Annotated in this window: 25 protein-coding genes; 12 read left to right on the forward strand and 13 right to left on the reverse strand. The window is 74.4% G+C overall.

Annotation, left to right across the window (positions count from 1 at the left end; translation table 11 throughout):
- Window positions 1-61: 61 nt before the first annotated feature.
- The 3 genes from ABD343_RS16745 to ABD343_RS16755 all read right to left on the reverse strand — a co-directional run bounded on the left by ABD343_RS16745 (window position 62) and on the right by ABD343_RS16755 (window position 4,293).
- Window positions 62-1,261 (reverse strand): cytochrome P450, encoded by a 1,200-nt coding sequence (locus ABD343_RS16745; RefSeq protein ID WP_344528836.1) that lies wholly within the window; start codon window positions 1,259-1,261, stop codon window positions 62-64.
- Between the two features lie 165 nt (window positions 1,262-1,426).
- Window positions 1,427-3,676 carry an MMPL family transporter gene (locus ABD343_RS16750; RefSeq protein ID WP_344528838.1) on the reverse strand — a complete coding sequence of 750 codons (2,250 nt, stop codon included), beginning with the start codon at window positions 3,674-3,676 and terminating at the stop codon, window positions 1,427-1,429.
- 23 nt (window positions 3,677-3,699) lie between these two features.
- Entirely contained in the window at window positions 3,700-4,293 is a 594-nt protein-coding gene (locus ABD343_RS16755) for an NADPH-dependent FMN reductase (RefSeq protein WP_344528840.1), read from the reverse strand.
- 336 nt (window positions 4,294-4,629) lie between these two features.
- Here ABD343_RS16755 and dgt point away from each other — a divergent pair, with 336 nt between their 5' ends.
- A complete protein-coding gene (dgt, locus tag ABD343_RS16760) occupies window positions 4,630-5,955 on the forward strand; it encodes a dGTP triphosphohydrolase (RefSeq protein ID WP_344528842.1) in 1,326 nt (441 codons plus the stop codon).
- Here dgt and ABD343_RS16765 read toward each other — a convergent pair.
- Window positions 5,933-7,603 (reverse strand): class I adenylate-forming enzyme family protein, encoded by a 1,671-nt coding sequence (locus ABD343_RS16765; protein WP_344528844.1) that lies wholly within the window; start codon window positions 7,601-7,603, stop codon window positions 5,933-5,935. The genes dgt and ABD343_RS16765 overlap by 23 nt on opposite strands.
- 105 nt (window positions 7,604-7,708) lie before the next feature.
- Between ABD343_RS16765 and ABD343_RS16770 the strand changes: the two genes are divergently transcribed.
- Window positions 7,709-9,247, forward strand: a complete 1,539-nt coding sequence (locus ABD343_RS16770) for an MFS transporter (protein ID WP_344528846.1) — start codon at window positions 7,709-7,711, stop codon at window positions 9,245-9,247.
- A 168-nt stretch (window positions 9,248-9,415) separates the two neighbouring features.
- Window positions 9,416-9,811 (forward strand): DUF2568 domain-containing protein, encoded by a 396-nt coding sequence (locus ABD343_RS16775; protein WP_344528848.1) that lies wholly within the window; start codon window positions 9,416-9,418, stop codon window positions 9,809-9,811.
- Between the two features lie 127 nt (window positions 9,812-9,938).
- Here ABD343_RS16775 and ABD343_RS16780 read toward each other — a convergent pair whose 3' ends face one another.
- From ABD343_RS16780 to ABD343_RS16790, 3 genes are all read right to left on the reverse strand, one after another.
- Window positions 9,939-10,727 carry a thioesterase II family protein gene (locus ABD343_RS16780; protein ID WP_344528850.1) on the reverse strand — a complete coding sequence of 263 codons (789 nt, stop codon included), beginning with the start codon at window positions 10,725-10,727 and terminating at the stop codon, window positions 9,939-9,941.
- 77 nt (window positions 10,728-10,804) lie between these two features.
- On the reverse strand, window positions 10,805-11,788 hold the full coding sequence (locus tag ABD343_RS16785) for an urea transporter (protein WP_344528851.1): 984 nt from the start codon (window positions 11,786-11,788) through the stop codon (window positions 10,805-10,807).
- 47 nt (window positions 11,789-11,835) lie between these two features.
- Complete coding sequence (locus ABD343_RS16790; protein WP_344528853.1) at window positions 11,836-12,324, reverse strand: glutathione peroxidase; 489 nt, start codon at window positions 12,322-12,324, stop codon at window positions 11,836-11,838.
- 142 nt (window positions 12,325-12,466) lie between these two features.
- Here ABD343_RS16790 and ABD343_RS16795 point away from each other — a divergent pair, with 142 nt between their 5' ends.
- From ABD343_RS16795 to ABD343_RS16815, 5 genes are all read left to right on the forward strand, one after another.
- Complete coding sequence (locus tag ABD343_RS16795; RefSeq protein ID WP_344528855.1) at window positions 12,467-13,168, forward strand: SigE family RNA polymerase sigma factor; 702 nt, start codon at window positions 12,467-12,469, stop codon at window positions 13,166-13,168.
- Complete coding sequence (locus ABD343_RS16800) at window positions 13,165-13,377, forward strand: hypothetical protein (RefSeq protein WP_344528857.1); 213 nt, start codon at window positions 13,165-13,167, stop codon at window positions 13,375-13,377. The genes ABD343_RS16795 and ABD343_RS16800 overlap by 4 nt, the downstream gene beginning before the upstream one ends.
- Before the next feature lie 116 nt (window positions 13,378-13,493).
- Entirely contained in the window at window positions 13,494-13,682 is a 189-nt protein-coding gene (locus tag ABD343_RS16805; RefSeq protein WP_344528859.1) for a hypothetical protein, read from the forward strand.
- A gap of 105 nt (window positions 13,683-13,787) precedes the next feature.
- The gene (locus ABD343_RS16810; RefSeq protein ID WP_344528861.1) at window positions 13,788-15,638 is read left to right on the forward strand and encodes an alpha/beta fold hydrolase; all 1,851 of its coding nucleotides are present in this window, start codon (window positions 13,788-13,790) and stop codon (window positions 15,636-15,638) included.
- Complete coding sequence (locus ABD343_RS16815; RefSeq protein ID WP_344528863.1) at window positions 15,628-16,188, forward strand: hypothetical protein; 561 nt, start codon at window positions 15,628-15,630, stop codon at window positions 16,186-16,188. Before ABD343_RS16810 ends, ABD343_RS16815 begins: the two co-directional genes overlap by 11 nt.
- Before the next feature lie 470 nt (window positions 16,189-16,658).
- Here ABD343_RS16815 and ABD343_RS16820 read toward each other — a convergent pair whose 3' ends face one another.
- A complete protein-coding gene (locus ABD343_RS16820) occupies window positions 16,659-18,089 on the reverse strand; it encodes an MFS transporter (RefSeq protein WP_344528865.1) in 1,431 nt (476 codons plus the stop codon).
- Window positions 18,090-18,215: 126 nt separating this feature from the next.
- Between ABD343_RS16820 and ABD343_RS16825 the strand changes: the two genes are divergently transcribed.
- Window positions 18,216-19,106, forward strand: a complete 891-nt coding sequence (locus tag ABD343_RS16825; protein WP_344528867.1) for a helix-turn-helix transcriptional regulator — start codon at window positions 18,216-18,218, stop codon at window positions 19,104-19,106.
- A 114-nt stretch (window positions 19,107-19,220) separates the two neighbouring features.
- On the opposite strand, the gene ABD343_RS16830 is transcribed toward ABD343_RS16825, so the two are convergent.
- From ABD343_RS16830 to ABD343_RS16840, 3 genes are read right to left on the reverse strand one after another with little or no spacing between them, the layout of a single operon-like run.
- Window positions 19,221-21,008, reverse strand: a complete 1,788-nt coding sequence (locus ABD343_RS16830; protein WP_344528869.1) for a carbamoyltransferase family protein — start codon at window positions 21,006-21,008, stop codon at window positions 19,221-19,223.
- 57 nt (window positions 21,009-21,065) lie between these two features.
- Window positions 21,066-22,283, reverse strand: coding sequence for an epoxide hydrolase family protein (locus ABD343_RS16835; protein ID WP_344528871.1), 1,218 nt, complete (start codon window positions 22,281-22,283; stop codon window positions 21,066-21,068).
- Window positions 22,280-23,431, reverse strand: coding sequence for an MFS transporter (locus ABD343_RS16840; protein ID WP_425578210.1), 1,152 nt, complete (start codon window positions 23,429-23,431; stop codon window positions 22,280-22,282). Before ABD343_RS16840 ends, ABD343_RS16835 begins: the two co-directional genes overlap by 4 nt.
- 210 nt (window positions 23,432-23,641) lie before the next feature.
- Between ABD343_RS16840 and ABD343_RS16845 the strand changes: the two genes are divergently transcribed.
- Window positions 23,642-24,229, forward strand: a complete 588-nt coding sequence (locus ABD343_RS16845; protein WP_344528875.1) for a helix-turn-helix domain-containing protein — start codon at window positions 23,642-23,644, stop codon at window positions 24,227-24,229.
- On the opposite strand, the gene ABD343_RS16850 is transcribed toward ABD343_RS16845, so the two are convergent.
- Window positions 24,219-24,668 (reverse strand): ATP-binding protein, encoded by a 450-nt coding sequence (locus tag ABD343_RS16850; protein WP_344528877.1) that lies wholly within the window; start codon window positions 24,666-24,668, stop codon window positions 24,219-24,221. The two genes, ABD343_RS16845 and ABD343_RS16850, sit on opposite strands and share 11 nt — an antisense overlap.
- Window positions 24,669-24,782: 114 nt before the next feature.
- Here ABD343_RS16850 and ABD343_RS16855 point away from each other — a divergent pair, with 114 nt between their 5' ends.
- Window positions 24,783-25,604 (forward strand): helix-turn-helix domain-containing protein, encoded by an 822-nt coding sequence (locus ABD343_RS16855; protein WP_344528879.1) that lies wholly within the window; start codon window positions 24,783-24,785, stop codon window positions 25,602-25,604.
- Window positions 25,601-25,837 carry a DUF397 domain-containing protein gene (locus tag ABD343_RS16860; RefSeq protein ID WP_344528881.1) on the forward strand — a complete coding sequence of 79 codons (237 nt, stop codon included), beginning with the start codon at window positions 25,601-25,603 and terminating at the stop codon, window positions 25,835-25,837. Before ABD343_RS16855 ends, ABD343_RS16860 begins: the two co-directional genes overlap by 4 nt.
- Here ABD343_RS16860 and ABD343_RS16865 read toward each other — a convergent pair.
- Window positions 25,834-26,382, reverse strand: a complete 549-nt coding sequence (locus ABD343_RS16865) for a YciI family protein (RefSeq protein ID WP_344529302.1) — start codon at window positions 26,380-26,382, stop codon at window positions 25,834-25,836. The genes ABD343_RS16860 and ABD343_RS16865 overlap by 4 nt on opposite strands.
- Between the last annotated feature and the right edge of the window lie 12 nt (window positions 26,383-26,394).

Consider the following 26,394-nt stretch of genomic DNA (forward strand, 5'->3'; position numbering starts at 1 on the left):
GCGACAAGCCACGACGCACTCGCAGTCCGCATGCCACGGCAAGGGGCACCCCCTGCTCGGCTCACCACGTGACCGGAAGTCGCTCCAGGGCGTGGACCATCATGCCGGTCGTCATCCGGAGCGCGGACACGTCCTCGGCGAGGCGCAACCCGGGAAACCGGCCCAGCAGAGAAGAGAGCACGATCTGCAACTCCGCCCGGGCCAACGCGGCGCCCAGACAGAAGTGCGCCCCGTGCCCGAAGGCGAGCTGCGAGGTGGCCGATCCGCGGCCGGGGTCGAACTCGCCGGTGGGCCGCCCGGTGAAGACGGACTCGTCACGGTTCGCGGAGCAGATCGCCGCGAGCACGGCGCTGCCGCGCGGGATGGACGTACCGCCGACGGTGACGTCCTCCAGCGTGACGCGCAGCGGGCCGCCGTCGCCGATGGGGTTGATCCGCAGCAGCTCCTCGACGGCGTGCTCCATCGCCTCGGGCCGCTCCCGCAGCGCCGCCAGGTGCTCGGGGTGGCGCAGCAGGGTCAGCACACAGGTGCCGATCATGCTGACGGTCGTCTCGTGGCCCGCGACGAGGAGCGTGATGCCCATGAGGACGAGTTCGGGCCCGGAGAGGCTGCCCTGCTCGTCGCGCGCGGCGACGAGGGCGCTCATCAGGTCGTCGGCGGGCTCCTCCCGTTTGCGCTCGATGAGCTGCCCGAGATAGCGCACCATCTCCTCGCGCCGGGAGGCGACCTCCTCGGGCGCGTGCGAGGTGAGCGAGACGAACGCGTCGGACCAGGCACGGAACTTGTCCCGGTCCTCGAAGGGCACGCCCAGCAGTTCGCAGATGACCATGACGGGCAGCGGGAAGGCGAGCGTGGTGTTGAGGTCGGCGGGCGGGTCGAGCTTCTCCATCTCGTCGAGCAGCCCGTCGGTCAGCTCCTGGATGCGGGGCCGCAGGTTCTGTACGCGGCGCGCGGTGAACTCCCGCGAGACCAGCTTGCGCAGCCGGGTGTGCTCGGGCGGGTCCATCGTGAACAGGCCGCCGGCCATCGGCGGGTTCTTGGAGAGCTGCGGCGCGCCCGGTGCGACGGTTGCGGCCCGGCTGAAGCGGGTGTCGGCCAGCACGGTGCGCACGTCCTCGTAGCGGCTGGCGACGTAGCCCTCGTCGCCGCTGGGCAGCCGGACGTGGGCCACCGGGCACGACTCGCGCAGCTTCTCGTACACGGGCGGCATCTCCACCGCCGAGGGGCGGGGGAAGGGGTAGTCCATCTCGGGCTCGGTCATCGCGCGGTCTCCCTCTCCGTCAGGAAGGCTGGGTGGGGGTGGAACACGGCTCCCCGGGCGCCGGGCCCGGGGAGCCGGCGGGACCTCGGTACGCCGGGCGCGTGGGGCCGGTCCGGGCGGCGGCGCTCCCGGCACCGCCGCCCGGCGCGCCACCCACCCGTGGCGTCATCGGACGGACACCTCCGGATGTCCGGGCTCGTCGGCGCGGGGCCGGGATCCGGTCACCGGCGGCTCCGTCTCCCGCGCGGGCGCCCCGCCGTCCGGCCGGTCCGGGCCGTCGGGGTCACCCGGGCGGTCCAGGCGGTCCAGGCGCAGCGCGTGGCGCAGCCGCCGCAGGGGCGCGGGCAGCCACCAGTTGGCGGTGCCCAGCAGGGCCATCAGGGACGGCACGAGCAGCGCCCGTACGAGCGTCGCGTCGATGAGGACGGCGAACGTGGCGCCGAGCCCCAGCTCCTGGATGAGGGCCAGTCGGGAGAGGACGAGCGCGCCGAGCGCGACGCCGAAGAGGACGGCGGCGGAGGTGACGACCGCGCCGGTGCGGGCCAGTCCCTCCCGGACGGCGGCGCGGTCGTCGCCGGTGGCCGCCCTGGCCTCCTTGATGCGGCCGAGGAGGAAGACGTTGTAGTCGGTGGACAGGCCGAAGGCCAGCGCGAAGACGACGACCGGCGTCGTGACCTCGATGCCGTTCTGCGGCGCGAAGCCCAGGTTCCCGTCCTGGAAGACCCAGACGAGGAAACCGAAGGCCGCCAGCGTGGACAGCGCGTTCATCACCAGCGCCTTGACGGGCAGCACCAGCGAGCCGGTGAACGCGAAGAGCAGCAGCAGCGTGACGACGACGAGCACGGTCAGCGCGAGCGGCAGCCGGTCGGCGATGGAGTCGCGCTGTTCGAGGAAGTCGGCGGTCACGCCCGTGTAGCGGGCCTCGTGCGGCGCGTCGAGCGCGCGTACGCCGGTGGCCGCGTCCTTGGCGGCGTCGTCCAGCGGGCTGCCCCGGAGCACCGCGTCGATCTCCCAGTGCCCGGCGTCCAGCCGGGTGGGCTCGCCGACGGAGCTGACGCCGTCGACGGCGGCCACGCGCTCGGCGTACGCGCGCAGTCCGGCGCCGTCGTGGGTGTCCAGGACGATCTGGAGCGGCGAGGTCGTCGGCTCGGCGTAGTCCCGCTCCAGCTCGTGCGCGACCTTCCCGGCGCTGACGTCCTTCGGCAGCGTCGCGGGGTCCACTCCGGTGAAGCGGATGCCCGCCACGGGCGCGGCGATCAGCAGCAGCACGGCGGCGGCGCCCACGGCGACGACCGCCGGGCGGCGCATCACGGCGGAGGCGACGGCGCTCCAGCGCCGGCCCGCGGCGTCCCGGTGCGCGGTGGAGCGCTGCCAGCGCTTCGGGGCGAGCGCGTTGATCCGCGCGCCGAGCGCGGCGAGGATCGCGGGCAGCCCGACGAGCGCGAAGAGCGCGGAGGCGGCGACGGTGATCACTCCGGCGAGGCCCATCGACCGCAGGTACGGGTGCGGGAAGACCATCAGCGCGGCCAGCGCGGCGGCCACCGTCAGGGCGCTGAACAGCACCGTGCGGCCCGCCGTCGCCAGCGTGCGGCGCAGCGCCGTGACGCCGGGGCCGGACGCGGCGATCTCCTCGCGGTAGCGGGAGACGAGGAGCAGCCCGAAGTCGATGGAGAGCCCCAGGCTGAGCGCGAACGCGAGGTTCAGCGCCCCCGTCGAGACCTGCGTCGCCTCCGTCGCGGCCCGCAGGCCCGCCAGGGTCAGCAGCAGCGAGACGAGCGCGCCGACGACCGGCACGCAGGCGGCGACCACGCCGCGGAACACGAGGAAGAGCAGCAGCAGGATGACGGGCGTCGCGATGCCCTCGGCCAGCGCCAGGTCCTCGTTGGTGACCTTCCCGACCTGCACCTGGCCCGGAGTGGCGCCGCCCAGCAGCGTACGGTCGCGCAGCGCCGGGTCGGCCTCGATGGCCTTCTGGAGGTCGCGTTCGGCGGTGAGGGTGTCCTTCTCGTCCATGGGGCCGACGTGCGCGAGGACGACGGTGCTGCCGCCGTCCCGCGCGATGAGGCCCTCGCCCTTCGGGTCCGCGTAGTCGACGACGTCCTTGACCTCGTCGCGCGTGCGCAGCAGCCTCTCGGCCGCGCGCACCGCTTCGGGGCGCGGGTCGCCCACTTCGAGCGGGGTGCTCGTGTGGACGAGCAGCGTGTAGCCGCGCAGCGAGTCGACGCCGGTGGCGTCCTGGATGATGTCCCGGGCGACGAGGTTCTGCCCGCCCGGGTCGTAGTAGTCGGCGCGGCCGTTGGTGAGCGCGCTGTTCACCGTGGCGCCCACGGCGCCCGCGAGGAGCGCGGCGAGCGTCAGCAGGAGCAGCGCGAGGCGGCGTCGGCGGTGCAGCACCGTGCCGAGTGAGGCGAGCATGCCCGGCATTGTTCTGTCCCTGCCTAGAGGTGACCTCGAAGGGCCGGGGAGCCCGTGCGGGCGCGCAGCCGGGCGTGGTCGAGGACCTGCTCCGTCATGATGTCGAGGCGGCGGGCGGTGCGGGGGTCCGTGCCGTGGTCCTCCCCGTCGCGGAGGTCGAACGCCGCGTCCGCCCGCACCACCACGCCCATCGGCACCGCCCACGCCCCCAGCGCCTGGGCCACGGCGCGCATCCCGGCGAGCGCCGGGGCGCCCGCCGCCTCGTTCCGCGCGACGGCGACGCAGCCGGCGGCGCGCCCGCCGAGGTCCTCCACATGGTCGAGGGCGTTCTTCAGCAGCCCCGACATGGCCCCGTGGTACGTGGGGCAGGCCAGCAGCACCCCGTCCGCGGCGCGCAGCGCGGCGAGGAGACGGCTCTCCGCCGCCGTACGGATGCCGCTCTCCGGGTCGTAGAGCGGCAGCGCGAGGTCGCGTCCCGCGAAGACCGTCACCCGCGCCCCCGCCCGCCGCGCCCGCGCGGCACACGCGCGCAGCGCCTGCGCGGAGACGGACTCCGCGCGCAGCGACCCGCCGAGCGCGACGATCCTGGACGTGAGGTCGAGTTCGCGGCACGTCATAGTTGCCCCCTCCTGTGGCTGCTGGGCACGGGCTGCCCCGTCCTGTGCATCGCAGACCGCGGCGTCGTCGTGGCTGGCCGCGCAGTTCCCCGCGCCCCTGAGGCCTCAGGGGCGCGGGGAACTGCGCGAGCAACCGTCCACGACGCGCGGTCTGCGACGGACAGGCGGGGCAGCCCCTGCCCAGCCCTGACGTGAGGGCACCCATGAACCGCCGGAAACGGCCAGAGGCCGACCCCCTCGCAGTACGCGGGGACCGATGCTGGGCCCCGGCCCTCAAGGGCCGGTCGCGCGGAGGTCCGGTCCGCGCCCGCGCGGCTACGCGCGTAGCATCCGGTCATGAGACCAGCGGAATACAGCGACGACGACCTCGAACAGCACGCGCGGCGGCGGCGCGTGGACGACGACGGGCAGCGCTCGGCCTTCGAGCACGACGTGGACCGGCTGCTCTACTCGACGCAGTGGCGGGCCCTCGCCGGGAAGAGCCAGGTGGTGGCCAGCGGCGAGCTGGGCGCGTACCACACGCGGCTGACCCACTCGATGAAGGTCGCCCAGCTCGGGCGGCGCATGGCCGAACGGCTGGAGCGGCGGTACGGCGGGCCGAACCCGGCGCTCGTGGAGGCGGCCTGCATGGCGCACGACATCGGGCACCCGCCCTTCGGCCACGCCGGGGAGACCGCGCTGCGCGCCACCATGGACGAGCTGCGCTTCTCCGGCGGCGGCCTGGACAGCTTCGAGGGCAACGCGCAGACGCTGCGCGTCCTCACCTTCCTCGCCGCGCACAAGTACCCCGGGCACCGGGGGCTGCATCTGACGCGGGCCTGCCTGGACGCCTCGGTGAAGTACCCGTGGGAGCGGGCCCCGCGCGACCAGGATCCGGCGCGGCACCGCAAGTGGGGGGTGTACGTGGCCGACCGCGAGGCGTTCGCGTGGATCCGGGACGGGCGCGAGGACACGTCCGTGCCCGTCGAGGAACAGCTCATGGACTGGGCGGACGACGTCACCTACGCCTGCCACGACGTCGAGGACTTCTACCGCACCGGCCTGATCCCGCTCGCCGCGCTCTTCCCCGCCGAGGGCGCGACCGGCCCCGAGACCGAACGGGAGACCGCGCGGTTCCTGGCGTACGTGGAGGCCAAGCGCCGCGCCGAGGGCGAGGAGTTCGACCGGGGCGCGGCGCTGGAGCTGCTGGCCGACATCGGCAAGCGCCTCGCCGTCCACGCGCCGTACGGCGGCACCCACGAGGACGCGGTCGCGGTCAACCGGCGTACGGCCGACCTGATCGCGTACTTCACGCGCGGCATAGAGCTGGAGGTCGGCGGCCCGTCCGCGATCCGCTACGGCGCCCGGCTGCTCGTGCCCGGCCCGCTCCGCGCCGCCTGCGACCTGCTGAAGGAGCTGGTGTGGTGCTACGTCATCGACCGGCCCGCGCTCGCCACCCAGCAGCACGGCAAGCGCCGCATCGTCGGCGAACTGCTGCGCTGGACATACGAGTCGCCGCAGCTCCTGCCGTACGAGCGGGCCGAGGAACTGGCCCTGCACGGCGACCCGTTGCGGGCCGCGGCCGACCATGTCGCCTCGCTCACCGAGGGGCAAGCGGTCGCGCTGCACCGCAAGCTGTCCGGCACGGGGCTCGGCTCGGTCAGCGACAACGTCTGGCCCTGAGCGCCCGCAGCAGCGCCCCGAGCCGCGCCCGGTCGGCCGTGCCGTCCGGGGCGCGCGGCAGGGCGTCGAGGACGTGGCAGTCCCCGGCCCCGGGCACCTTCGCGGCCTCCAGGCGCGCGGCGAGCCCGGCGCGGACCTCGTCCTCCGTCGCCGGGCCCACGGTGAAGAGCGCCATGCCGCCGCCCTCCCCGGGCACGAGCAGCACCGCGTGCCGCACCCCCTCGACGTCGAGGGCGGCGGCCTCGATCTCGGCGGCGCCCGTCCGCGTGCCGTGCCGCCGGAACTGCCCGTCGCGGCGGCCCTGGACGTAGAGGTGGCCGTCCTCGTCGAGCCAGCCGTACTGGCCCGTGCGGAGGGTGACCGTCCCGTCGGGCGCGGGGCGGAAGTGCCGTGCCGTGGCGCCGGGCGCGTGCCGGTACCCGGCCATGACGTGCGGGCCCCGCGCGGCGATCTCCCCGATCTCGTATGGGTCCAGGGGCCGGCCCCCGCCGTCGAGGGCCAGCACCCGGGTGCCGGGGAGCGCGGGGCCCAGCGAGCCGGGGTGCGCGAGATCGCCGTCGGGCTCCAGGACGGTGAGGGCCTGGCACTCCTCGCCGCCGGACACGAGGGCGACCCGCGCGCCGGGGAACGCCGCGCGCAGGGAGGCGGTGAGCGGCGCGCCCAACGGGTCGCCCGTGCCGGTCAGGAGGCGGACACGGGTACGCCGCCGGTCCCGCGCGGCACGCCGTACGAGCGGCGCGCCGAGCGAGGGTTCGAGGGGGAGGACGGTGGCCCCGTGCTCGCGCGCACGGGCGAGCAGGCCGGAGCCGTCCCCGGCCCCGCCCTCGTACAGCGAGAGTTCGGCACCGGCGAGCGCGCACAGCGGCACCTGCTGGAGCCCGTGCCCGGAGGCGAGCGGGAGGGCCGAGAGGACGACGTCGTCCCGGCGGTAGCCGAGCCGGGCGGCGACGGCGCGCGCGGCGAAGGCGACCTGCGCGTGCGGGCAGACGACGGCCCGGGGCACCGGGCCGGGCCCCGAGACGGGGAGCAGCAGCGCGGGCCGGTCCGCGGGCACCGGCGGCGCGGGGTCCTCCGGCGGGTCGTCGGGCCCGGGCCAGGAGAGGTCCAGCTCGTCGAGCGCGAGGACCTCGCACCGCGCGGGCCAGGGCATCCCGTCCACGCCCTCGCGCTCCCCGGGGACGACGAGGGCGAGCGCGGGCCGGACGTCCTCCAGCACGGCCCGCAGATGGAAGGGCCTCATGTCCGGGCCGACGGGCACGAACACCGCGCCGAGCCGCCACGTCCCGTACAGCGCCGCGACGAACTCCCGCACGGCTCCGAGCCTGACCAGCACCCGGTCCCCGGGCCGCACCCCGCGCTCGGCCAGGCGCAGCGCGAAGGTCCGCGACGCCGCGTCGAGCGTCGCGTACGTCCACGCCCCCGCCCCGTCCCGCACGGCGGGCGCGGCGGCGTGCAGGGCGGCGGCCCGCCCCAGGAAGGCCTCGGCGGCGTTCTCGGCCCGGGGCGCGGCGACGGTCCGCCGTCCCGCCGCGCCGAGAACGGGGGCACCCTCCGTCACGGGGGTGCCGCCCCGCGCGGGAACGGCGCACCGCGCGGGTCCCGCGCCCGGCGCGGGGCGGGCCGCGGGGAAGGCGTCGCGTGGGTGCATGGGCCTCCCCCGCTCTCCTCCGTCACGGATCCGTCGTCCTGCCCGGCCCAGCGTCGGCGGCGCGGCTTTGGCCCGGCTAAAGCCGGGGCTCCGAGCATCGCGGGCATGCGGACACCGGAAGTGGGACCGGAAGCGGCGGAGGGCCCCGGGACGGGGACCGGCGCCGGGCCGGAGTCGGTCGACCCCCGGCGGTGGTGGGTGCTGAGCGTGCTCTCCCTCGCCCTGTTCATGATCATCCTGAACAACGGGCTGCTGAACGTGGCCATTCCGAGCATCATGCGCGACCTCGGCACCGGCATCACCCGGACGCAGTGGATCGTGGACGGCTACGCGCTGGTCTTCGCCGCCTGCCTGCTGACCGCCGGGACGCTCTCGGACCGCTACGGGCGCAAGCGCGGCACCCTGCTCGGCGCGCTCGTGTTCGGGGCCGGCTCGCTGGTGGCCGTGACCGCCGACGGCGCGGCCCAACTGACGCTGGCACGCGGCCTGATGGGCATGGCGGCGGCGTTCGTGATGCCGGGGACGCTGTCGATCCTGGTCGACGTGTTCCCCGCGCACGAGCGGCCCCGGGCCATCGCGGTGTGGGGCAGCGCCTCGGCGCTCGGCGTCGCGGCGGGCCCCATCCTGGGCGGCGTCCTCGTCGACCACTTCTGGTGGGGCTCGGTCTTCTTCGTCAATCTGCTGCCGGTGGCCGTCGTCCTGGTGGCCGGGGCGGCGCTGCTGCCGGAGTCGGCCGCGCGGGTGCCGCGCCCGCCCGACCCGGTGGGCGCGCTGCTGGGCTCGGCGACGATGACGGGCCTGGTGTACGGCGTCATCCACGCCTCGGGCAGCGGTTGGACGTCCGCCTCGGTGCTGTCCGCGTTCGCGGTGGCCGGGGCGAGCGCGGGCGCGTTCGTGGCCTGGGAGCGGCGCCACCCCTCCCCCATGGTGGACTTCGCGATGCTGCGCCGCCGCGCGTTCCAGGGCGCGGGCACGGGCAACACGATGCTGTTCCTGGGGCTGGCGGGCACGCTGTTCGTGCTCACGCAGCAGATGCAGTTCGTGATGGGCTACACCCCGCTGGAGGCGGGCCTCGCCGTGGCGCCGTTCGCCGCCGCGGTGGGCGTGGGCTCGGCGGTCGCCCCGGCGCTGGCCCGGAGCACGGGGCCGCGCGGCGGGGTCGCCGCGGGGCTGGCCTGCGCGGCGACGGGCATGCTCGTCCTGACGCGCTCGGCGGAGGGCTATCCGGTGCTGCTGTGCGGGGTCGCGCTGTGCGGGGCGGGCGTCGGGCTTGCCCTGACCCCGGCGACGGACACGATGATGCGGCTGGTCCCGGGGGACCGCGCGGGCAACGCGGCGGCCCTCAACAACACCACGCAGGAGCTGGGCAACGCGCTGGGCGTGGCCGTCCTCGGCACGGTGCTGGCCCACCAGTACACGCACGGCCCGTCCGGCGAGATGCGCCCGCCGACGACAGCGGCGGCGCGCGACGCGTTCGAGCACGCGGCGTCCACGGGCTTCGCGGTGGCCGCCGCGCTGGTCGCCGCCGGGGCGGCGGCAGCCGCGTTCCTCCTCCCGGGCCCCCGCCCCGCCGGCCCCGCGCCCGCGCCGGGCCGGGCCGAGAAGCCCCCGGCGCCCGAGGAGAGCCGCGCCCCCACCCGCTGACCGCCGGGTCCCCATGAGTCGTGACCGGCCTCCCTCCAGCGGGGCTTGAGCGCTCGCGCGGGAGACTCGGGGCGGGGGGCCGCGCGGGTCCGCGCGGCCGGGGCGCGGACAGGGTCGGCGGAGTGCCGCCGCCGGGCGGTCCCGGCCGACCACGACGGAGGGACGCCCGTGAGCCCCACCCCGCTCGCCCTCGCCTACCACCCGTTCTTCCTCGGACTCCGCTTCGTGCTGGAGCTGTTCGCGCTGGGCTGCTTCGCGCTGTGGGCCTGGCGCGGGACGCCGGGCCCGTGGCCCGTACGGTTCCTCGCGGCGGTCGCGCTGGTGGTGGCGGTCGGCTGGGCCTGGGGCGCGTTCGCGGTCTCCGGCGACGAGTCGCGGTCGGGCGAGACGGACTACGAGACGCCCGGCCCGCTGCGCCTCCTGCTCGAACTGGCCGTGCTGTTCGGCGCGGTGGCCGCCCTCTACCACCTGCGCCTGCGGCGGATCGCGACGGCGGCGCTGCTCGTCATGGCCGCCTACCACGTGGCCGCGTACGACCGCGTCGGCTGGCTGCTCACACACTGAGCGCACCGAGCGCACCGAGTACGCCGAGTGCGCCGAGCAGCCGGCCGACGCGTGGGGCGGGGCGCGCCCGCGCGGGGCGGGGCGGGCGCGCCCGGGCTCCGGGGTCCGCGGCGGGGGGGGGGAGCCGTCAGACCCCGACGCCCGCGAGCACGGGCTCGTAGGCGTACTGCCGCAGCAGCGAGCCGAGTTCGCGCAGGAACGCCTCCTCGACGGAGCGGATGAAGAAGTGGTCGCCCGGCAGGGTGCGCACCTCGCAGCCGCGTGCCGCGTACCGGCGCCAGGCCAGCACCTCGGGCACCGTCACCAGTTTGTCCTCCTCGCCCGCGAAGAGGTGCATGGGGACGCGGAGGGGCTCGTCGTAGAGGACGGACGCGTAGCCGTTGCACAGCCGCAGGTCGTCGCGGGCGACGGGCATCAGCGCGGAGAGGAAGTCCGGGTGCTTGAGCAGCGGCGCCGGGATGCCGCCGAGCTGCGCGAGGCTGTCGACGAGTTCCTCGTCGCTGGCGCCCGGCGCGGCGATGCGGGGCGGCGGCAGGTGCGGGGCGCGGTAGGCGCTGAGCACCAGCGCCCGGGGCATGGAGGTGCCCTCGCGCTGCCGCCGCTGGGCGAGCGCGTAGGCGACGAGGGCGCCCATGCTGTGCCCGTAGAGCACGTGCGGCTGCTCCAGCTCCTCCTCCAACTGGTCGCTCATGTCGTCGATCAGCTCGTCGAGGTCGGTGAAGCGGGGCTCGCTCATCCGCCCCTCCCTGCCGGGAAGCTGGACGGGGACGACCCGTACCCCGGCTCCGTGCGCGTCGAGTTCCCGCTGCCAGCGGCCGTACGCGGAGGCGCCGCCACCCGCGTACGGGAAGCACAGCAGCCGGGGCACTCCCGGCTCCGGCGCCTCGCCGCTCTTCCAGGGCAGATATCGAGTCATGGCGCTCCGCTCGTCCTCGTCCTCGTACCCGTGCCCGTCCCTCGCGCACGTCCGTGGGCGCAGCGTGCCGGTGGGCGCTAAACCGCGGCCAAACCCCGCAGCCGGGGGAAGGAGGGCACGGCGACGAGGAAGACGAGCGTGGTGAGGATGTACGGCCAGGTGAGGGTGTGGCCGCCGAAGGGCGAGAAGAACGAGGTGACGGCGACGGTCAGCACGGTCGAGGCGACGGCGCCCACGGCGGCGTAGACCAGCGCCCAGGGGCCGCGGGCCAGGAAGACGCTGCCGAGGGCCATGGCGACGAGCACCGCGTTGTAGCCGAGCAGCCCCTCGACGACGCCGGTGGCGGGGGCGCCCAGCGCCCAGGCGGTGGCGGTGCCGACGGCGCTGCCGAGGCAGGCGGTGAACCCGGCGTGGAGGTCGGCGACGAAGATCCCGATCAGGAAGATGACGCCCACGTACCACTGCGGCATCAGGAAGATCTGGCCGACGTTGGCGAAGAAGGCGTGCGCGAGGTCGCCCCAGTTCAGCCCGGGATCGCCGTGCGCGGTGCGGGGCAGCGCGGAGAGCGAGGAGCCCTCGTGCCAGATCCGCTGGAAGCCGGGCGCGGCGATCGTGACGACGCTGGCGATCAGGCAGAACGGCAGCGTGAACGTCGGCAGCGCCCAGGGCTTCAGCAGATTGACGAGCGCTCCGGTGACGACGGCGGCGACCACGGCCCCGCCGAGCGCCATGGCCCAGGTCGAGGCGTGGCCGGGGCCGAGGAAGACGGCGAACGCGACGGCGACCAGACAGCCGTTGAAGCCCTCCAGGCCCGCGCCGATCCGCTCGCGGTCGACGCCGAGCCCGTAGGCGACACCCGTGCCGACGGCGGCGCCCAGGAGCCCGTAGAGCCCGTACTGCCAGCCGGAGGCGAAGAGGGCCGCGACGAAGAAGGCGCCGCACGCGGCGTTCGGCATGAAGTCGACCTGCGCGACGCCGCGCAGCACCTCGAAGCAGAAGCGGACCGGCTGCCGCCGGGCCGGGGCAGGAGTGGGCACGGCCCAGGGCACGGTACGGGTCATAGATGCAACGTACAACTGTGTGCGTCACCGCTGCCCGGCGGGGCGGATCAGCGGGGCAGTACGCCCTCGATCGCGGCCGTCAGCGCCGCGTCGTCCGGCTCGGTCTGCGGGGCGAACCGGGCGGCGACCGCGCCGTCGGGGCCCACGAGGAACTTCTCGAAGTTCCAGCGGATGTCGCCGCTGTGGCCCTCCGCGTCGGCCGTGTCCGCCAGCTCCTCGTAGAGCGCGTGCCGCCCCGCGCCGTTGACCTCGACCTTCTCGGTCATCGGGAACGTCACCCCGTACGTCGCCGAGCAGAACTCGGCGATCTCCTCGGACGTGCCGGGCTCCTGGCCCATGAACTGGTTGCAGGGCACGCCGAGGACGGTGAACCCCCGCTCCGCGTACCGCTCGTGGAGCTTCTCCAGGCCCGCGTACTGCGGGGTCAGCCCGCAGCGGGACGCGACGTTGACGACCAGGACGGCCTTGCCCTCGTACTGCGCGAGCCGCGCGGGCCCGCCGTTCAGGGATTCGATCTCTACCTCGTGGATGCTCATGGCCGGATGCTAACCGGAGCCCGCGGGCCGGTTGTCAGGAAACTTTCTTCACCCGACCCGCAACCCCCGCCGGGGCCGCACGTCTTGTGGGGTGTAGGCGGGCGACAACGGCGAGCGATGTCGGATGAGGTGGACGAGGGAGATGCAGCCCACATACGTCATGCTGGGAGCAGCACCGCACGCCGCGGTGATGCCCCTGACGGCGGCGGACACTCCGAGGGTCATCACCCGTCCGTTCCGGCTGCTGCGCCGCCCCCGCCCCCACCCGCGCCCCGCCCCGCCGCCGCCCGTGCGGGAGCCGCGAGCGGCACGGGAGCCGCGAGGAGCACGGGAGGCGCGGGAGTCGCGGCGCGGCGGGCGGCAGAGCCTGGCCGATCTGTACGAGGCGCGCAGGCTGGACATGGTCCGGCTCGCGGTCTTCCTCGTGGACGACCGGCACACCGCGGAGGACGTCGTGCAGGACGCCTTCGCCGCGGTCTGCCGACGGCACGGCGCGGCGCTGGACGACCTCCAGGACGCCGCCTCGTACCTGCACACCGCCGTCGTCAACGCCGCCCGTTCCGTGCTGCGCCGCCGCCGTACGGCCCGCGCCTACATCCCGCCCCACGAGGGCCACGGCGCGCCCGTCGACGAACGGCTGCTGCTCGCCGAGGAGCACCGGCAGGTCCTCGACGCGCTGATGAAGCTCACCTGGAGACAGCGGGAGGTGCTGGTCCTGCGCTACTGGTCGGACATGACCGAGGCGCAGATAGCGGAGACGCTCGGCCTGTCGCGCGGCACCGTGAAATCCACGGCGAGCCGCGCGCTGGACGCCCTGGAGAGGCTGCTGGAGGACGGGCCGTGACACGGCGCGGGGTGGAGGAGCGGCTGCGTGCCGCGCTCGACGCGCGCGCCGGTCTGATCACGCCCCAGTCCCTGCCGCCGGGCGCGCCCCCCGGCGCCCGGCGGTGGGGCGCCCGGCACGTGCGGCGCACCGCGCTCGCGGTGGCGGGAGCCGCGCTGGCGACGCTGGCGCTGTGCCTGCTCCTCCTCCCGGGGCGCGACAACAGGTAACCCCACGGATTCACGTCCGGCGGACCACGGAACTCACCTTCCGGGGGCGGGCGGACGTGTGCCAGAAGAGCGGGCGAGAAGCGCCCGTTCAACGGATGGAGAAAGGGAAAGAGTTCATGGCGAACAAGACCCTGGAACACATCAACGAGGTGTCCGCAGCGCGTTTCGGCGAGCTGACCGAGCACGCCGAGGCGGAATTCGCGCTCGCCGGTACACCGATCGCCTCGACCCCGGCGTTCGTGGCCCTGGCCACGCTCGGCGCGGCAGGCGCGGGCCTGAGCGCGTACAACTACGCGAACGACTGAGCGCGGCTGAGAATCGCGTAGCCCTTTAGCCGGGCGCGGGCGGGAAGCCTACTTTTGCCGGTGTTGTTTTCCCGCCCGCGCCCTTTTCCGAAAGGCATTCCCCCCATGCCCCGCATACGTTCGGCGTTGCGCGCCTTCTTCTCCCCCGCCGCGCCCGGCAGGGAGAAGACCCTGCGGTCGACGGAGAGGCTCAGTGCCGCCACGCATCTCGTCGCGAGCCTGGAGTATCTGGCGACGGAGCGGCACCGGCGCCCCGGCGGCCTCAACGACTGGTCCGTCGTCCGCGACAGCTACGCGGCCCGCTCGAAGCCCACCCGCGCCGTGCTCGACGCCGTCTCCCGCCCCGCCGTGACGCGGGCCCTGCACGTGGTGGCGGTCGGCGCCGCCGTCTCGCTGCTCGCGCCGACCTCGCGGCGCACGCGGCTCGCGGCGAACGCCGCGCTGTCCGGGATCGACCTCGTCCTCCACCCCCGCCACCACTTCGGCACGGACGGCGCCGACCAGGTCTCCTGGCTCGTCCAGACCTCGGCGGCGCTCGCCCGTACGGGCCGCGACCCGCGCCTCGCGGACGCCTGCCTGTGGTTCGTCGCCCTCCAGTCGGTGCTCAACTACGCGGCGTCCGGCTACGTCAAGCTCGCGGGCCCCCTCTGGCGGGACGGCGAGGCGCTGCACGGGATCATGCGCACCGTCACCTACGGCGACGAGCGCACCTGGCGGCTGCTGCGCCGCCACCCCCGGGTCTCGCGCGCCCTCGGGCTGCTCACCCTCGTGATGGAGTGCACGTACCCGGCCGTCTTCCTCTTCGGCGGGCGTCTCGCGAAGCCGTACGTGGCCGCCGCCGACGTCTTCCACCTCGCCAACGCCCGGCTGATGGCGCTCGGCCGCTTCCTCACCGCGTTCGGCGCGATGCACCCGGCGGTGCTGTACGTGACGGGCGTCCGCGAGAAGCCGCTGCCCGGCCCGGGCGGCGGGACGGAGCGGCGCGACGACCTCTTCCCCGCGCTGTGCGCCGGTACGGCCGCCGTGGCGGGGCTCACGCTGGCCGTCTCCAAGCAGCGGCGGCGCGCGGTCGTACGGACGGGGCGCGGGGACGAGGAGGCGTTCACGGCGTCCTCGGGAAACGTGCTCTCCTTCCGCCGCGTCGGCACGGACCCCGGCGAGGGCCCACTGCTCGTCTTCGAGAACGGGCTGGGCGCGACGATGGAGCACTGGGAACGCGTCGTCGCGCGCGTGGCGGCGCGGCACCCGGTCGTCACGTACAACCGTGCCGGGTACGGGCGCAGTACGTACGCCGACGAGAGCCACTACCGGCTCGACGAGGCCGTCCGGGACCTGGCGGACCTCCTCGGCCATGTCGCGCCGGACCGCCCCGTGGTCCTCGCCGGGCACTCGCTCGGCGGCCACCTGGCCTGGCACGCGGCCGCGCGGCTGGGCGGCGGGCGGATACGGGCCCTGTGCCTGGTCGACTCCAGCCACCCGGGCGAGCTGCTGGCCTCCGAGCGCCAGCGCACCGGCGAACTCGCCCTCGCCCGCGAGCTGCCGAAAGCCGAACTCTCGCTCCGTATCGGCCTCGGGCTCCAGCGGATCGCGCCCGAGTGGGCCGAGCTGCTGCCCGCGCACGTACGGAAACTGGCCCTCGCGGGCTACCGCGACCCGGGCCAGGCGGCGGCCATGCGCCGCGAATGGCTCGCGGCGCGCGAGGACTTCTACCGGTACGAGGGCGGGCTGCCCGAGATCGGCTCGCCCGTGCTCGTGCTCAGCGCGCAGCACGCGGTGCACAAGGACGCCGAACACGCCCGATTGCAGGAGGAGTTCGCGGCTTCGGCGCCCCGCGCGACGCACACGGTCGTCGAGGACGCCACGCACGAGGACATCCTCGCGCACCCGGCGTGCGCGGAGCGGGTGGCGACGGAACTGCTGACGTTCGTGGAGGGAGTGGCGAGCGATGGACGATAAGGACGGCCCGCTGGGCGTGGCGGGAGCAGCGGCGGCCACGGCACTGGCTGCCTGGTTCACGGTCACGGCGCTGAGCCAGCACCCGGACCGTACGAACTTCGACCGGATCCGGCACCTGGACTGGATCGGCCTGGGCATCCCCGACTGGCGCTTCTTCGCGCCGAACCCGGCCCAGCAGGACTACCGCCTCTTCCACCGCTCGCTGGACGCGGACGGCAACGAGACGGCCTGGCGCGAGGCCATGCCGATGGCCCCCCGCCGCTGGACGCAGGCCCTCTGGTTCCCCTCCCGCCGCCAGGACAAGGGCTTCTTCGACCTGATGTCCCAGACGGTCACGCTCATGAACGAGCCCCGCGCGAAGGTCGCCGACACCGTCCCGTACCGCCTGCTCGCCGGGCACGTCGAGCACGAACTCCGCGCCGAGCGCCGCCATTCCGGCCGTCCCCTCCCCCGCGGCTTCCAGTTCCTGGTCGCCCAGGACGGCGGCTACGACGACGAGGAGACCCCCTCATACCTCTTCACCTCGGCCTTCATCCCTTTGACCCCGTGACGCCGCCCGCGCCCCTGACGGGGCACCTCCGCCGCTCCCCTCTGCCGCGCTTGGGAGGTCTGCGCACCCCGGAAGGGAGGCAGGCTCTTACCCCTCCCCTCACTCTGCTGTGCTTCGGAGATCTGCGCACCCCGGAAGGGAGGCAGGCCCTCACCCCTCCCCTCACTCTGCTGTGCTTGGGAGGTCTGCGCGAAGGCGCAGGGCTGGCAAGCGCAGCCCCCCACGCCGGGCAACCGCGTAAAAGGGCCGGATTCGGGGTGCCCCGCACGCGGCTTCGCGGGCCGCGCCCGCGTCGTGGCCGCTCGCGCAGTTCCCCGCGCCCCTGAGGGGGCAAGCCCCGAGGTGTCGTGACCCGGCGCGCCCACGCGGCGGAGCCGCAAATTGAGCACAGGCCCGCGCCCCTGAGGGGGCAAGCCCCGAGGTGTCGTGACCCGGCGCGCCCGCGCCCCTGGAGGGGCGAGCCCCGAGGGTCAGTGGGTCGGCGGGGGCGTGTGGCGGAGGGTGGCGGCGGTCAGGGTCGCGGCGGCCAGGACGAGCGCGGCCGCCAGCAGCAGGCTGACGCGCATGCCCGCCGCGAAGTCACCGGTGACCAGCGTGCCGAAGAGGGCGACGGACAGGGCGCCACCGACCTGGCGGGAGGTGTTGAGGACGGCGGCAGCCGTCCCCGCACGCCCGGCGTCCACACTGTCGAGCATCAGCGAGGTCAGCGGCGGCATCGCCAGCGCCCCGCCGACGCCGACCGGCACCATGAGCAGCACCGCGAGCGCGGTGGGCGACCCCGGGCCCGTCGCCGCCAGCCCGGCGACGCCGAGGGCGCCCGTGAGCAGGCCCGCGACGATCACGGCGGGGGCCCCGAAGCGGGCGGTCAGGCGGGGCGAGGTCACGTTCGTGACGGTCGTCGCGGCGGCCATCGGCACGAACGTCGCGCCCGCCGCGAGCGGCGAGAGGCCCCGTTCCTGCTGGAAGTAGAGGCCGAGCAGGAACACCGTCCCGTAGAACGCCGCGTTGAGCGTGAAGCCGATCACCACCGGTACGGCGACCGCGCGCCGCCGGAACAGGGACGGCGGCACCATCGGCCCGGCGGCCCGCGACTCGACGGCGAGGAACGCGACGGCCGCGGCGAGCGCCAGCGCGAAGGCGCCCAGCACGGACGGCCGCCCGTAGCCGCCGTGGCCGCCCTCGATCACGGCGTACGTCAGCGCCGCCGGCCCGGTCACCGCCGCGAGCTGCCCCCCGGCGTCCAGCGGCGCGGGGCGGCGCGGCGAACGGGCGACGCGCGCCAGCAGCGCCACGCCGAGGACGCCGACCGGCAGGTTGATGAAGAAGACCGCGCGCCAGCTCAGCGCGCTCGTGAGCAGTCCGCCCAGCACGGGCCCGGCGGCCAGGGCGACCGCTCCGGCCGCCGTCCACAGCGCGACGGCGCGGGCGCGCTCCCCGGCCTCGGCGTACGCCTGGCGGATCAGCGCGAGCGAGGTCGGCATCATCACGGCCGCCGCCGCGCCCTGGGCCACGCGGGCGGCGATCAGCGCGCCCATGGTCGGCGCGAGCCCGCACGCCAGGGAGGCGGCGGTGAAGAGCCCGAGCCCCCAGCCGTACGCGCGCCGGGCGCCGATCCGGTCGGAGAGCGACCCGGCGGAGAGCATCAGCGCGGCGAACATCAGCGTGTAGCTGTCCACGACCCACTGGAGCCCGGCCATGCCGCCGTCGAGCCCCTCGCCGACGGCGGGGAGGGCGATGTTGACGGCGGAGACGTCGATGGTGATCACGAAGAAGCCCAGCAGCGCGGCGAGCAGCGCGGGCAGCCGCGGCGCCGGAGCGGCGACCGGCGGGGCGGAAGCGGGGCCGGACGCAGCGGCGGTCGACGACGTCACCGGCGGTAGGGGGGATGGTCTGGTCGGCATGCCGAGAACGCTCTCCCGGTTCCGCCCCCGGTGGCAGACCGCGCTCTTCGGGGGAGCGCGGTGCAGGGGTGCGACAGGGCCCCTCACGGCCGCCAGGGCCCTCAGGCGCCTTGCGACAATGGACGGATGAGCAACGAAGGCAGCAGCGAGGGTTCCGAGCTGGGCCGCTTTCTGCGGGCCCGCCGTGCGCACGTACGCCCCGAGGACGCCGGCCTCCCGGCGGGCACCGGCATCCGCCGTACGCCGGGGCTGCGCCGCGAGGAGCTGGCGACGCTGGCCGGGGTCAGCGTCGACTACTACACGCGGCTGGAGCGGGGCCGCGAGACCCGCCCGAGCCCGGCGGTGGTCAACGCGCTGGGCCGTGCCCTCCAGCTCTCCGGAGACGCGCTCCAGCGGCTGCGCGACCTGGTGTCCCTCGCCGCGAACCAGCCGTGCCCGGCCCGGCCCGTCGTCCGTACGGTCCGCCCCACCGTGGTGCAGCTCCTGGAGTCCCTGCGCCCGGCCCCGGCGTACGTCGTGAGCCGGATGAACGACGTGCTGGCCGCGAACCTCCCGGGCCGCCGCCTGCTGCCGGGGCTGTACGACTGGCCGGAGCGGCAGCGGAACGTGACGCGGTACATGTTCCTGCACCCCCGTGCCCGCGCCCTCTTCCCCGACTGGGAGGTCATGGCCCGGCACAGCGTCTCCCATCTGCGGGCGATCGGCGGCGCCAACCCGGACCAGCCGGAGCTGGCCGCGCTCGTGGGCGAGCTGGTGATGAAGAGCCCGGACTTCGCCCGTATCTGGGCGCGGTACGACGTGGAGGCGCGCGGCGGCGGCCTCAAGCGCTACCAGCACCCGGAGGTCGGCGAGATGTCCCTCGCGTACGAGGTGATGGCGCTCTCGCGGACCGACGGCCAGCGTCTCGTGGCGTACCAGGCGACGCCCGGCAGCCCCGACCACGACGCGATGCTGCTGCTGGACATGGCCAGTCCGCTGGACGGATCGCCTGTGACAGCGGACGAGCCGACCGCATAGCTTCGCGGCCCGCCTGCCGGGCTCAGGGGAGCCGGGCCGCCCGCGCCGGGCGAGCCCCGCACCACTGTCAAGGGGTTCGCGGCGCTCCGCGCCTGACGGGCCCGGACGCGGGGCTCAGTGCCCCTTCTTCGTCACCACGAAGCGGTCGATCACCAGGTGGTCGATCTCCGTCGTCAGGAAGCACTCCAGCGCGTCGCGCGGGGAGCAGACGATGGGTTCCCCGGCCACGTTGAACGAGGTGTTGAGGAGGCACGGGACGTCCGTACGGGCGGTGAAGGCGCGCAGCAGCTCCGCCAGGGGCGGGTTCTGCCGGTCGTCGACCGTCTGGATGCGTGCCGTGCCGTCGACATGGCAGGCGCCGGGGATCCGGGACCGGTACTCCTCCCGGACCGGGAAGACGAACGTCATGTACGGGGACGAGGCCTTCTTGCCCATCTCGAAGACGCGCGGGGCCTCGGAGGCGAGGACGACGGGGGCGAAGGGGCGGAAGGGCTCGCGGTGCTTGACGCGGAGGTTGATGACGTCCTTGATGTCGGGGAACGCCGGGTTGGCGAGGATGCTGCGGTTGCCCAGGGCGCGGGGGCCGAACTCGGCGCGGCCCTGGAACCAGCCGACGACGTTCTTCTCCGCGAGCAGTTCCGCCGTACGCGCGGTGACGGAGGCGGCGTCGGGCTCCTCCTGCCAGGTGACGCGGTCCCCGTACTCCTCCAGGGCCTCGCGGATGTGCGCCTCGTCGTAGGAGGGGCCCAGGTAGGGGGTGGTGACGGCGTCGGCGGGGCGGTTGCGCAGGCCCGCCGTGCGGACGGCGGCACCGATCGCGACGCCCGGGTCGCTGGCGCCGAAGCTGACCTCCATGCCGGTGAACGAGGAGCGTTCCAGCATCTTCGTGTTGGCCACGCAGTTGAGCGCCAGGCCGCCCTCGAAGAGGAGGGTGTCGAGGCCGGAGGCGGCGGTGAGGGCCCGGACCTGGTGGGAGGTGACGGTCTCGGCCATGTGCTGCGCCATCCCGGCGACCTTGACGCGGAAGTCGAACTCCTCGCGCGCGCCGCTCCCGCCCCCGCAGCCGAAGAGGCGGTCGAAGAGCGCGTAGTACGCGGTGGGGTCGCGGGGGATGTCGATCGTGTACGCGCCGTTCTCGCGCAGCCGCACCACCGCGTCGAGCAGCGGATTGCGGCGCGGCGGCGGGCCGTACGCGGCGAGGCCCATCACCTTGTACTCGTCGTTGTTGGGGACGAAGCCCAGATAGCGGGTGATGCGGCCGTAGGCGACGCCGAGCGAGCTGGTCATGGGGACGGACGTGCCGTCGAGGAGGTGGACCACGCCGCCGCGCAGCTCGCCCATGACGGAGGAGAGGGCCTCGGCGCGGCCGTCGCTGACCACGAACGCGGCGTCGCCCCCGCCCGCCAGGTACGCGCCGCACATGAGGTGGGCCAGGTGGTGGGGGACGAGGGCGAGCCGGTTGGGGTCCAGGGCGTAGCCGGTGCGTTCGACGAAGTCGGCGTGGACGGCCTCGGGGCTGAGCATCCCGGTGTACAGCTCGCCGGTGCGGCGCAGCGCGTCGAACTTCGCGGCGACGGGCAGCCCGCCGTCGGCTATCTCCGCGATCATCTCCTCGCCCACGGCCTCGGAGAAGCGCCAGGGGAACGCGAAGACGTCCACGTCGTCGAGCCCGAGGCCCGCGGTCTCCAGGCACCAGGCGATGGCCCGCTCCGGGAAGTCGGAGGTCTTCTTGACCCGGCTCAGCCGCTCCTCCTCGACGGCCGCGACGAGTTCGCCGTCGACGACGAGCGCCGCTGCGGCGTCATGGCCGACGAGCCCGTTGCGGTCCACGCCGGTCGCGCCGAAGAGGCGGCCGAACAGCTCCGCGCCCCTGGTGAATCCGTTGTAACCGAGCACGATCACTGTGGTTCGACCTCCCGTGGCGCGTGGGCAGCGGCAGGACGCCGAGACTACTGGGGCTCAGGGAGCCTGCGGTAGACCGGTGGAGGGGCGGCGGAGTTCGCGGAAGAACGCGCGGATGTCGGCGACCAGCAGCTCCGGCTGCTCCATCGCGGGGAAGTGCCCGCCCCGCTCGTAACTCGTCCACCGCACCAGGGTGTTGGTGCGCTCCGCGATGTGCCGGAGCGGGATGAAGTTGTCGCGGGGGAAGTCGGCGAGCGCGGTCGGGGCGGTGGACGGCTCGGGCGGCCTGCCCCAGTAGTCGGCGTGGGCACGCTCGTAGTAGATGCGGCCCGAGGACCCGGCGGTGCCGGTCAGCCAGTACAGCATCACGTTCGTGAGCATCTGGTCGCGGTCCACGGCGTCCTCGGGTCGGTCGGCCGAGTCCGTCCACTCCTTGAACTTCTCGGCGATCCAGGCCAGTTGCCCGACGGGCGAGTCCGTCAGCCCGTACGCCAGGGTCTGCGGCCGGGTGGACTGGATGTCCGCGTACCCCTGGCGTTCGCGCGTCCAGGCCCGCATCCGCTCCCAGGACGCCCATGTGCGCGCCCGTTCCTCGTCGCTCAGCGGCGCCAGCTCCGCCTCGGTGGGCTCGGCCGTCTGCGCCGAGTTCGGCAGCAGGTTCAGGTGGACGCCGAGCACGGCGTCCGGCCGGAGGCGGCCCAGCTCGCGGGAGACGGCCGCGCCCCAGTCGCCGCCCTGCACCCCGTACCGCTCGTATCCGAGGCGCCGCATCAGCTCCGCGAACGCGCCGGTCACCCGGAGCAGCTCCCAGCCCGGCTCCCTCGTCGGGCCGGAGAGCCCGAAGCCGGGGATGCTCGGCAGCACCAGGTGGAAGGCGTCGGCCGGGTCGCCCCCGTGCGCGCGGGGGTCGGTGAGCGGCCCGGCGACCCGCTGGAACTCCACGATCGAGCCGGGCCAGCCGTGCGTCATCAGCAGCGGCGTCGCGTCCGGCTCCGGCGAGCGCACATGCGCGAGGTGGACGGTCGCGCCGTCGATCTCCGTCGTGAACTGCGGCCACGCGTTGAGCCGGGCCTCCGCGGCACGCCAGTCGTAGACGTGCCGCCAGTGGTGGGCCAGCTCCTTCAGATAGCCGCGCGGCACCCCGTACGCCCACCCGACGCCCGGCAGCTCGTCCGGCCAGCGGGTACGGTCCAGCCGCGCGTGGAGGTCGTCCAGCTCTGTCTGCGGGACGTCGAGTCGGAACGGGACGAGGGCCTCGCCCGGCGGGGTGATCATGCGGCGGATCGTACGCGTGCCCGATCCCGCAGGACGAGCGGAATTGCGGCGGCGGCGAGGGCGGCGCCGATCAGGCAGACCGAGGTCAGCCCGGCTCCCCGGGTCAGCACGGCGGCGGCGAGCGCGGGGGTGGCGCTGATGCCGAACTGGAACGCGGAGACGGTGGTCGCCCCGGCGAGCGTCGGCGCGTCGGCGGCGAGCGCGAAGACCCGCCCGTACAGGGCCGGGTTCAGGACGAACGCGGCGATCCCCATCACCAGCACCACCGGCACCACCGCCCAGGCCCGGTGGACCGCGGCGGCCATCGCGAGCGACAGCGCCACCAGCGCCACGGCCCCGGTGAGGAGCGCGGCGTGCGGGCGCCGGTCGGCGACCCGGCCGCCGATGGACAGCCCGGCGAAGGCGCCGACCCCGAACAGGGCGAGCACCGCCGGGATCCACACCTCGCCGATCCCCGTCAGCTCGGCGAGCATCGCGGCCAGATAGTTGAACGTGATCATGTACGCCGCCGTCGTGAGGATCGTGACGGCGAAGACGCCCCACAGGGCGGGACGCCGCAGTGCCGCGAACTCCCGTGCGAGGCCGGTCCGTGCGGCGGGCTTTACGGCGGGCCCCTCGGCGCCCCCGTCCGTACGACCGCCGTGCGCGTCGTCCCCCGGCAGCCCCAGCAGGCACCCGGCGAGCCCGGCGACGGTCAGCGCGACCACGGCCCAGAAGCCGCCGCGCCAGTCGGTGAAGTGGCTGAGCAGCGTGCCGGCGGGGCCGCCCGCGACCATCGCCACGCTGAGTCCGCTGACCACGACGCCCGAGGCCCGCGCGTTGCGGTCCGGGGTCACCATGCCGATCGCGGTCACCGACGCGACGGCGAAGAAGCCCGCGTAGGCCACGCCGGACACGACGCGGGTCGCCAGCAGGACCTCGTAGCCGCCGAACAGGCCGACGGCGACGCTCGCGGCGAACACGGCCTGCGTGACGACCAGCGTCGTACGGCGCGGCCAGCGCAGGCTCAGCACCGCGAACGGCGGCCCGCCGACGACGACGCCCAGGGCGAATCCCGTGATCAGGAATCCGGCCCGGGAGAGCGTGACGTCCAGGTCGGCCGCGACGGCGGGCAGCACGCCCGCCAGCAGGAATTCCGCGCTGCCCATCGCGAACAGGCAGAAGCCCAGCAGATATACGCCGAGGGGCAGCCGCTGCCGTTGCCCTTGCCGCTGCCGCTGCCGTTGCCGCCCCGAGCGGCCTCTCTCCGTGATCGTCGCTGTGTCCATACGGATCACCTCCACGGGGAGAATCCGGGGAGCCGCCCGGTTCCCGCAAAGGACGTTGCCGGTTCCGGGACACATTGATTGACTGCGGCCATGAACGATCCGCAGCCCAGCGTCAGCGCCGCCATCGAGCAGATCGCGCCCCGACTGCGCCGCGCCCGCGAGAAGAAGGACCTCAGCCTGGCCGACCTCGCGCGCGCCACCGGCATCTCCACCAGCACGCTCTCGCGCCTGGAGTCCGCCCAGCGCAAGCCCAGCCTCGAACTCCTCCTGCCGATCACCGCCGCGCTCGGCGTCCCCCTGGACGAGATCGTCGCCGCGCCCCGCGTCCTCGACCCGCGCGTGCCGCAGCACCCCACCCGCAAGGACGGCCGCGTCCTCGTCCCGCTCTCCCGTCGCCAAGGCGAGCCGCGCGCCTACAAGATGGTGATCCCGGCCCACGACGAGGAGCCGCACCTGCGCACCCACGAGGGCCACGAGTGGCTCTTCGTCCTCCGCGGCCGGCTCCGCGTCCGCCTCGCCGACCAGGACTTCGTGATGGGCGAGGGCGAGGCCGCCGAGTTCGACTGCCGGACCCCGCACTGGTTCGGCGCCGCCGGTCGCGGCGACGTCGAGGTGCTGAGCCTCTTCGGCAAGCAGGGCGAGCGCATCCACCTGCGCACCGGGCCCTCTAGGGGGTGACGCCGTCCAGTTCCGCCCACACCGTCTTGAGCGGCGCGGGCCCCTCCGTCACGCCCCACCGCGCGCTGAGCGCCGCGACGATCAGCAGTCCGCGCCCGCCCTCGTCCTCGTCCCCCGCCCGCTCCGGCGCGGCGGGCGGCCTCTCCTCGCCGCGCGTGTCCGTGACCTCGGCCCGCAGCGTCTTCGCCGTACCGTCGAGAACGAGCCGCAGCTCGAAGTCCCGCCCCGGCACGCGGCCGTGGAGCACCGCGTTCGACGCCAGCTCCGCCACGACGGCACCGGCCTCGTCCGACGCTCTGGCGCCGTACGGGACGCCCCACGCGTCGAGCTGGTGGAGGGCGAGGAGGCGGGCGAGGCGGGCACCGCGCCTCGTGGCGGAGAACCGCTGGCTGAACACACGTACGGTAACGGGTGCTTGCGGCGGTGTGGTCGCGTGCATACGTCTACGGTGACCGCCGCGCCCCGCCGTGACCAGCACTCCCGCTCGTACGGTGGGTCAGCGTACGCCTACGGGGTGTCGACAGTACGCTGATCGACCCGTAACCCTGTGTGCATGACGGACTACGAAGAGCCCGAATCGTCGGACAGCCTCCGCGAGTTCGGCGAGATCGTCCAGTGCTTTCGGGAACGCGCCGCGATGAGCCGGCCGGAGCTGGCGGGGAGGGTGGGCTACTCCACCCACACGATCAGCTCCGTCGAGCAGGGCCGCCGCTTCCCTCCCCCCGACTTTCCGGCCCAGGCCGACGAGGTCCTCGACGCCTTCGGCACGATCGAACGAGCCGCACGCCACCTCTCCCGCAATCCCGGCCTCGCCAACTGGTTCCGCCGCTGGGCGAAGTTGGAGCGTGAGGCGATCACCCTCTACACCTACGAGTGCCGGATCATCCCGGGCCTGCTGCAGACAGAGGCGTACATGCGGGCGGTGTTCGAGAACCAGCTTCCCACCCTCGCGGATGCCCGCATCGAGGCTCAGGTCGCTGCCCGGACGGACCGCCAGCAAATGCTGCGTGAGCGACAAGAGACCGAGTTCAGCTTCATCGTGGAAGAGTCCCTGTTCCGCCGCCAGACCGGCGGCCCCGAGGTGACTCGCGAACTGCTCGACGAGGTGCTCAAGCTGACGGACCTCCGAAACGTCACGCTGCAAGTGATGCCACTGGTCCAGTGGAAGCACGCGGGCTTGGACGGCCCGATCCGCCTTCTGGAGACGCCGGAGAGCAAGTGGTACGCGTACTGCGAAGGTCAGCGTGGCGGCCTTCTCGTCTGTGACGAAAAAGAGATCAGCGTCCTGCAAAGGCGATATGCCAGGATGCGCTCACAGGCACTCACCTCAACGGACACGGTGGGTCTCCTGAAGCAACTGCGAGGGGAACTATGAACTGGTTCAAGTCGAGCTACAGCGGGGGCGACGGGGACGACTGCGTGGAGGTCGCGCACTCCTGGCGCAAGTCCAGCCACAGCGGCGGCGACGGGGACAGTTGCGTCGAGGTCGCCACGGGCGCCGAGGCGATCCACATCCGCGACTCCAAGGACACCGGGCTCCCCCATCTCACCCTCTCTCCCGAGGCGTGGGCGGCGTTCACCGCGTACGCGCGGGAGCGGGGGCGCTAACGGCGGCCCCCGAAGGTCCAGGCGTGGATCTCGACCCGGTCGTACGGGCCGTCGGCCATCATCTTCTCGGCCGCCGCGCGGTCCGGCAGCTCGGCGAGGACCGCCAGGCCCCGCGGCGTCTCGCCGTCCTCGGCGAGCAACGGGCCGTAGGCGATGAGGCGTTCGGCGTACGCGTCGAGCGACGGCGCCTCGGGGGACGTTCCGTGGGCGAGGATCAGGAAGCGCTCGTGGTCCGGGCGCTCACCGGCGTACTCCCACATCGTGCGGCCGAGGACGTTGCGCCAGCGGCGGATGAGGACGTCGTCCTCGTAGACACCGGCGCGGTAGTTCGGCTCGTCGTAGGCGAAGGAGCGGGCCGCCTCCGCGTCGGGGAGGTCCACGATGTGGAGGCTGCCGGTGACGACCGTGCCGTCGGTGGTGAACGTGGGGCCGCGCGCGATCATCCCGTCGGCGTACTGGTCCATGAAGGCCCAGTGGTCCTCCCCCAGGCTCATCCGCAGGTCGAACGTGCCGGGCCTGTCACGGCAGTAGAACAGGAATTCCACGAACATCCCCTC

Origin of the sequence: Streptomyces albiaxialis, assembly GCF_039530985.1 — a bacterium.
Lineage (GTDB): Bacteria > Actinomycetota > Actinomycetes > Streptomycetales > Streptomycetaceae > Streptomyces > Streptomyces albiaxialis.

Bases quoted from the DNA above. Each gene is read 5' to 3' on its own strand.
- ABD343_RS16745 (WP_344528836.1), bottom strand. From the start codon at position 1,261: ATGACCGAGCCCGAGATGGACTACCCCTTCCCCCGCCCCTCGGCGGTG.
- ABD343_RS16750 (WP_344528838.1), bottom strand. From the start codon at position 3,676: ATGCTCGCCTCACTCGGCACGGTGCTGCACCGCCGACGCCGCCTCGCG.
- ABD343_RS16755 (WP_344528840.1), bottom strand. From the start codon at position 4,293: ATGACGTGCCGCGAACTCGACCTCACGTCCAGGATCGTCGCGCTCGGC.
- dgt (WP_344528842.1), top strand. From the start codon at position 4,630: ATGAGACCAGCGGAATACAGCGACGACGACCTCGAACAGCACGCGCGG.
- ABD343_RS16765 (WP_344528844.1), bottom strand. From the start codon at position 7,603: ATGCACCCACGCGACGCCTTCCCCGCGGCCCGCCCCGCGCCGGGCGCG.
- ABD343_RS16770 (WP_344528846.1), top strand. From the start codon at position 7,709: ATGCGGACACCGGAAGTGGGACCGGAAGCGGCGGAGGGCCCCGGGACG.
- ABD343_RS16780 (WP_344528850.1), bottom strand. From the start codon at position 10,727: ATGACTCGATATCTGCCCTGGAAGAGCGGCGAGGCGCCGGAGCCGGGA.
- ABD343_RS16785 (WP_344528851.1), bottom strand. From the start codon at position 11,788: ATGACCCGTACCGTGCCCTGGGCCGTGCCCACTCCTGCCCCGGCCCGG.
- ABD343_RS16790 (WP_344528853.1), bottom strand. From the start codon at position 12,324: ATGAGCATCCACGAGGTAGAGATCGAATCCCTGAACGGCGGGCCCGCG.
- ABD343_RS16795 (WP_344528855.1), top strand. From the start codon at position 12,467: ATGCAGCCCACATACGTCATGCTGGGAGCAGCACCGCACGCCGCGGTG.
- ABD343_RS16805 (WP_344528859.1), top strand. From the start codon at position 13,494: ATGGCGAACAAGACCCTGGAACACATCAACGAGGTGTCCGCAGCGCGT.
- ABD343_RS16810 (WP_344528861.1), top strand. From the start codon at position 13,788: ATGCCCCGCATACGTTCGGCGTTGCGCGCCTTCTTCTCCCCCGCCGCG.
- ABD343_RS16815 (WP_344528863.1), top strand. From the start codon at position 15,628: ATGGACGATAAGGACGGCCCGCTGGGCGTGGCGGGAGCAGCGGCGGCC.
- ABD343_RS16820 (WP_344528865.1), bottom strand. From the start codon at position 18,089: ATGCCGACCAGACCATCCCCCCTACCGCCGGTGACGTCGTCGACCGCC.
- ABD343_RS16825 (WP_344528867.1), top strand. From the start codon at position 18,216: ATGAGCAACGAAGGCAGCAGCGAGGGTTCCGAGCTGGGCCGCTTTCTG.
- ABD343_RS16835 (WP_344528871.1), bottom strand. From the start codon at position 22,283: ATGATCACCCCGCCGGGCGAGGCCCTCGTCCCGTTCCGACTCGACGTC.
- ABD343_RS16840 (WP_425578210.1), bottom strand. From the start codon at position 23,431: ATGGGCAGCGCGGAATTCCTGCTGGCGGGCGTGCTGCCCGCCGTCGCG.
- ABD343_RS16845 (WP_344528875.1), top strand. From the start codon at position 23,642: ATGAACGATCCGCAGCCCAGCGTCAGCGCCGCCATCGAGCAGATCGCG.
- ABD343_RS16850 (WP_344528877.1), bottom strand. From the start codon at position 24,668: ATGCACGCGACCACACCGCCGCAAGCACCCGTTACCGTACGTGTGTTC.
- ABD343_RS16855 (WP_344528879.1), top strand. From the start codon at position 24,783: ATGACGGACTACGAAGAGCCCGAATCGTCGGACAGCCTCCGCGAGTTC.
- ABD343_RS16860 (WP_344528881.1), top strand. From the start codon at position 25,601: ATGAACTGGTTCAAGTCGAGCTACAGCGGGGGCGACGGGGACGACTGC.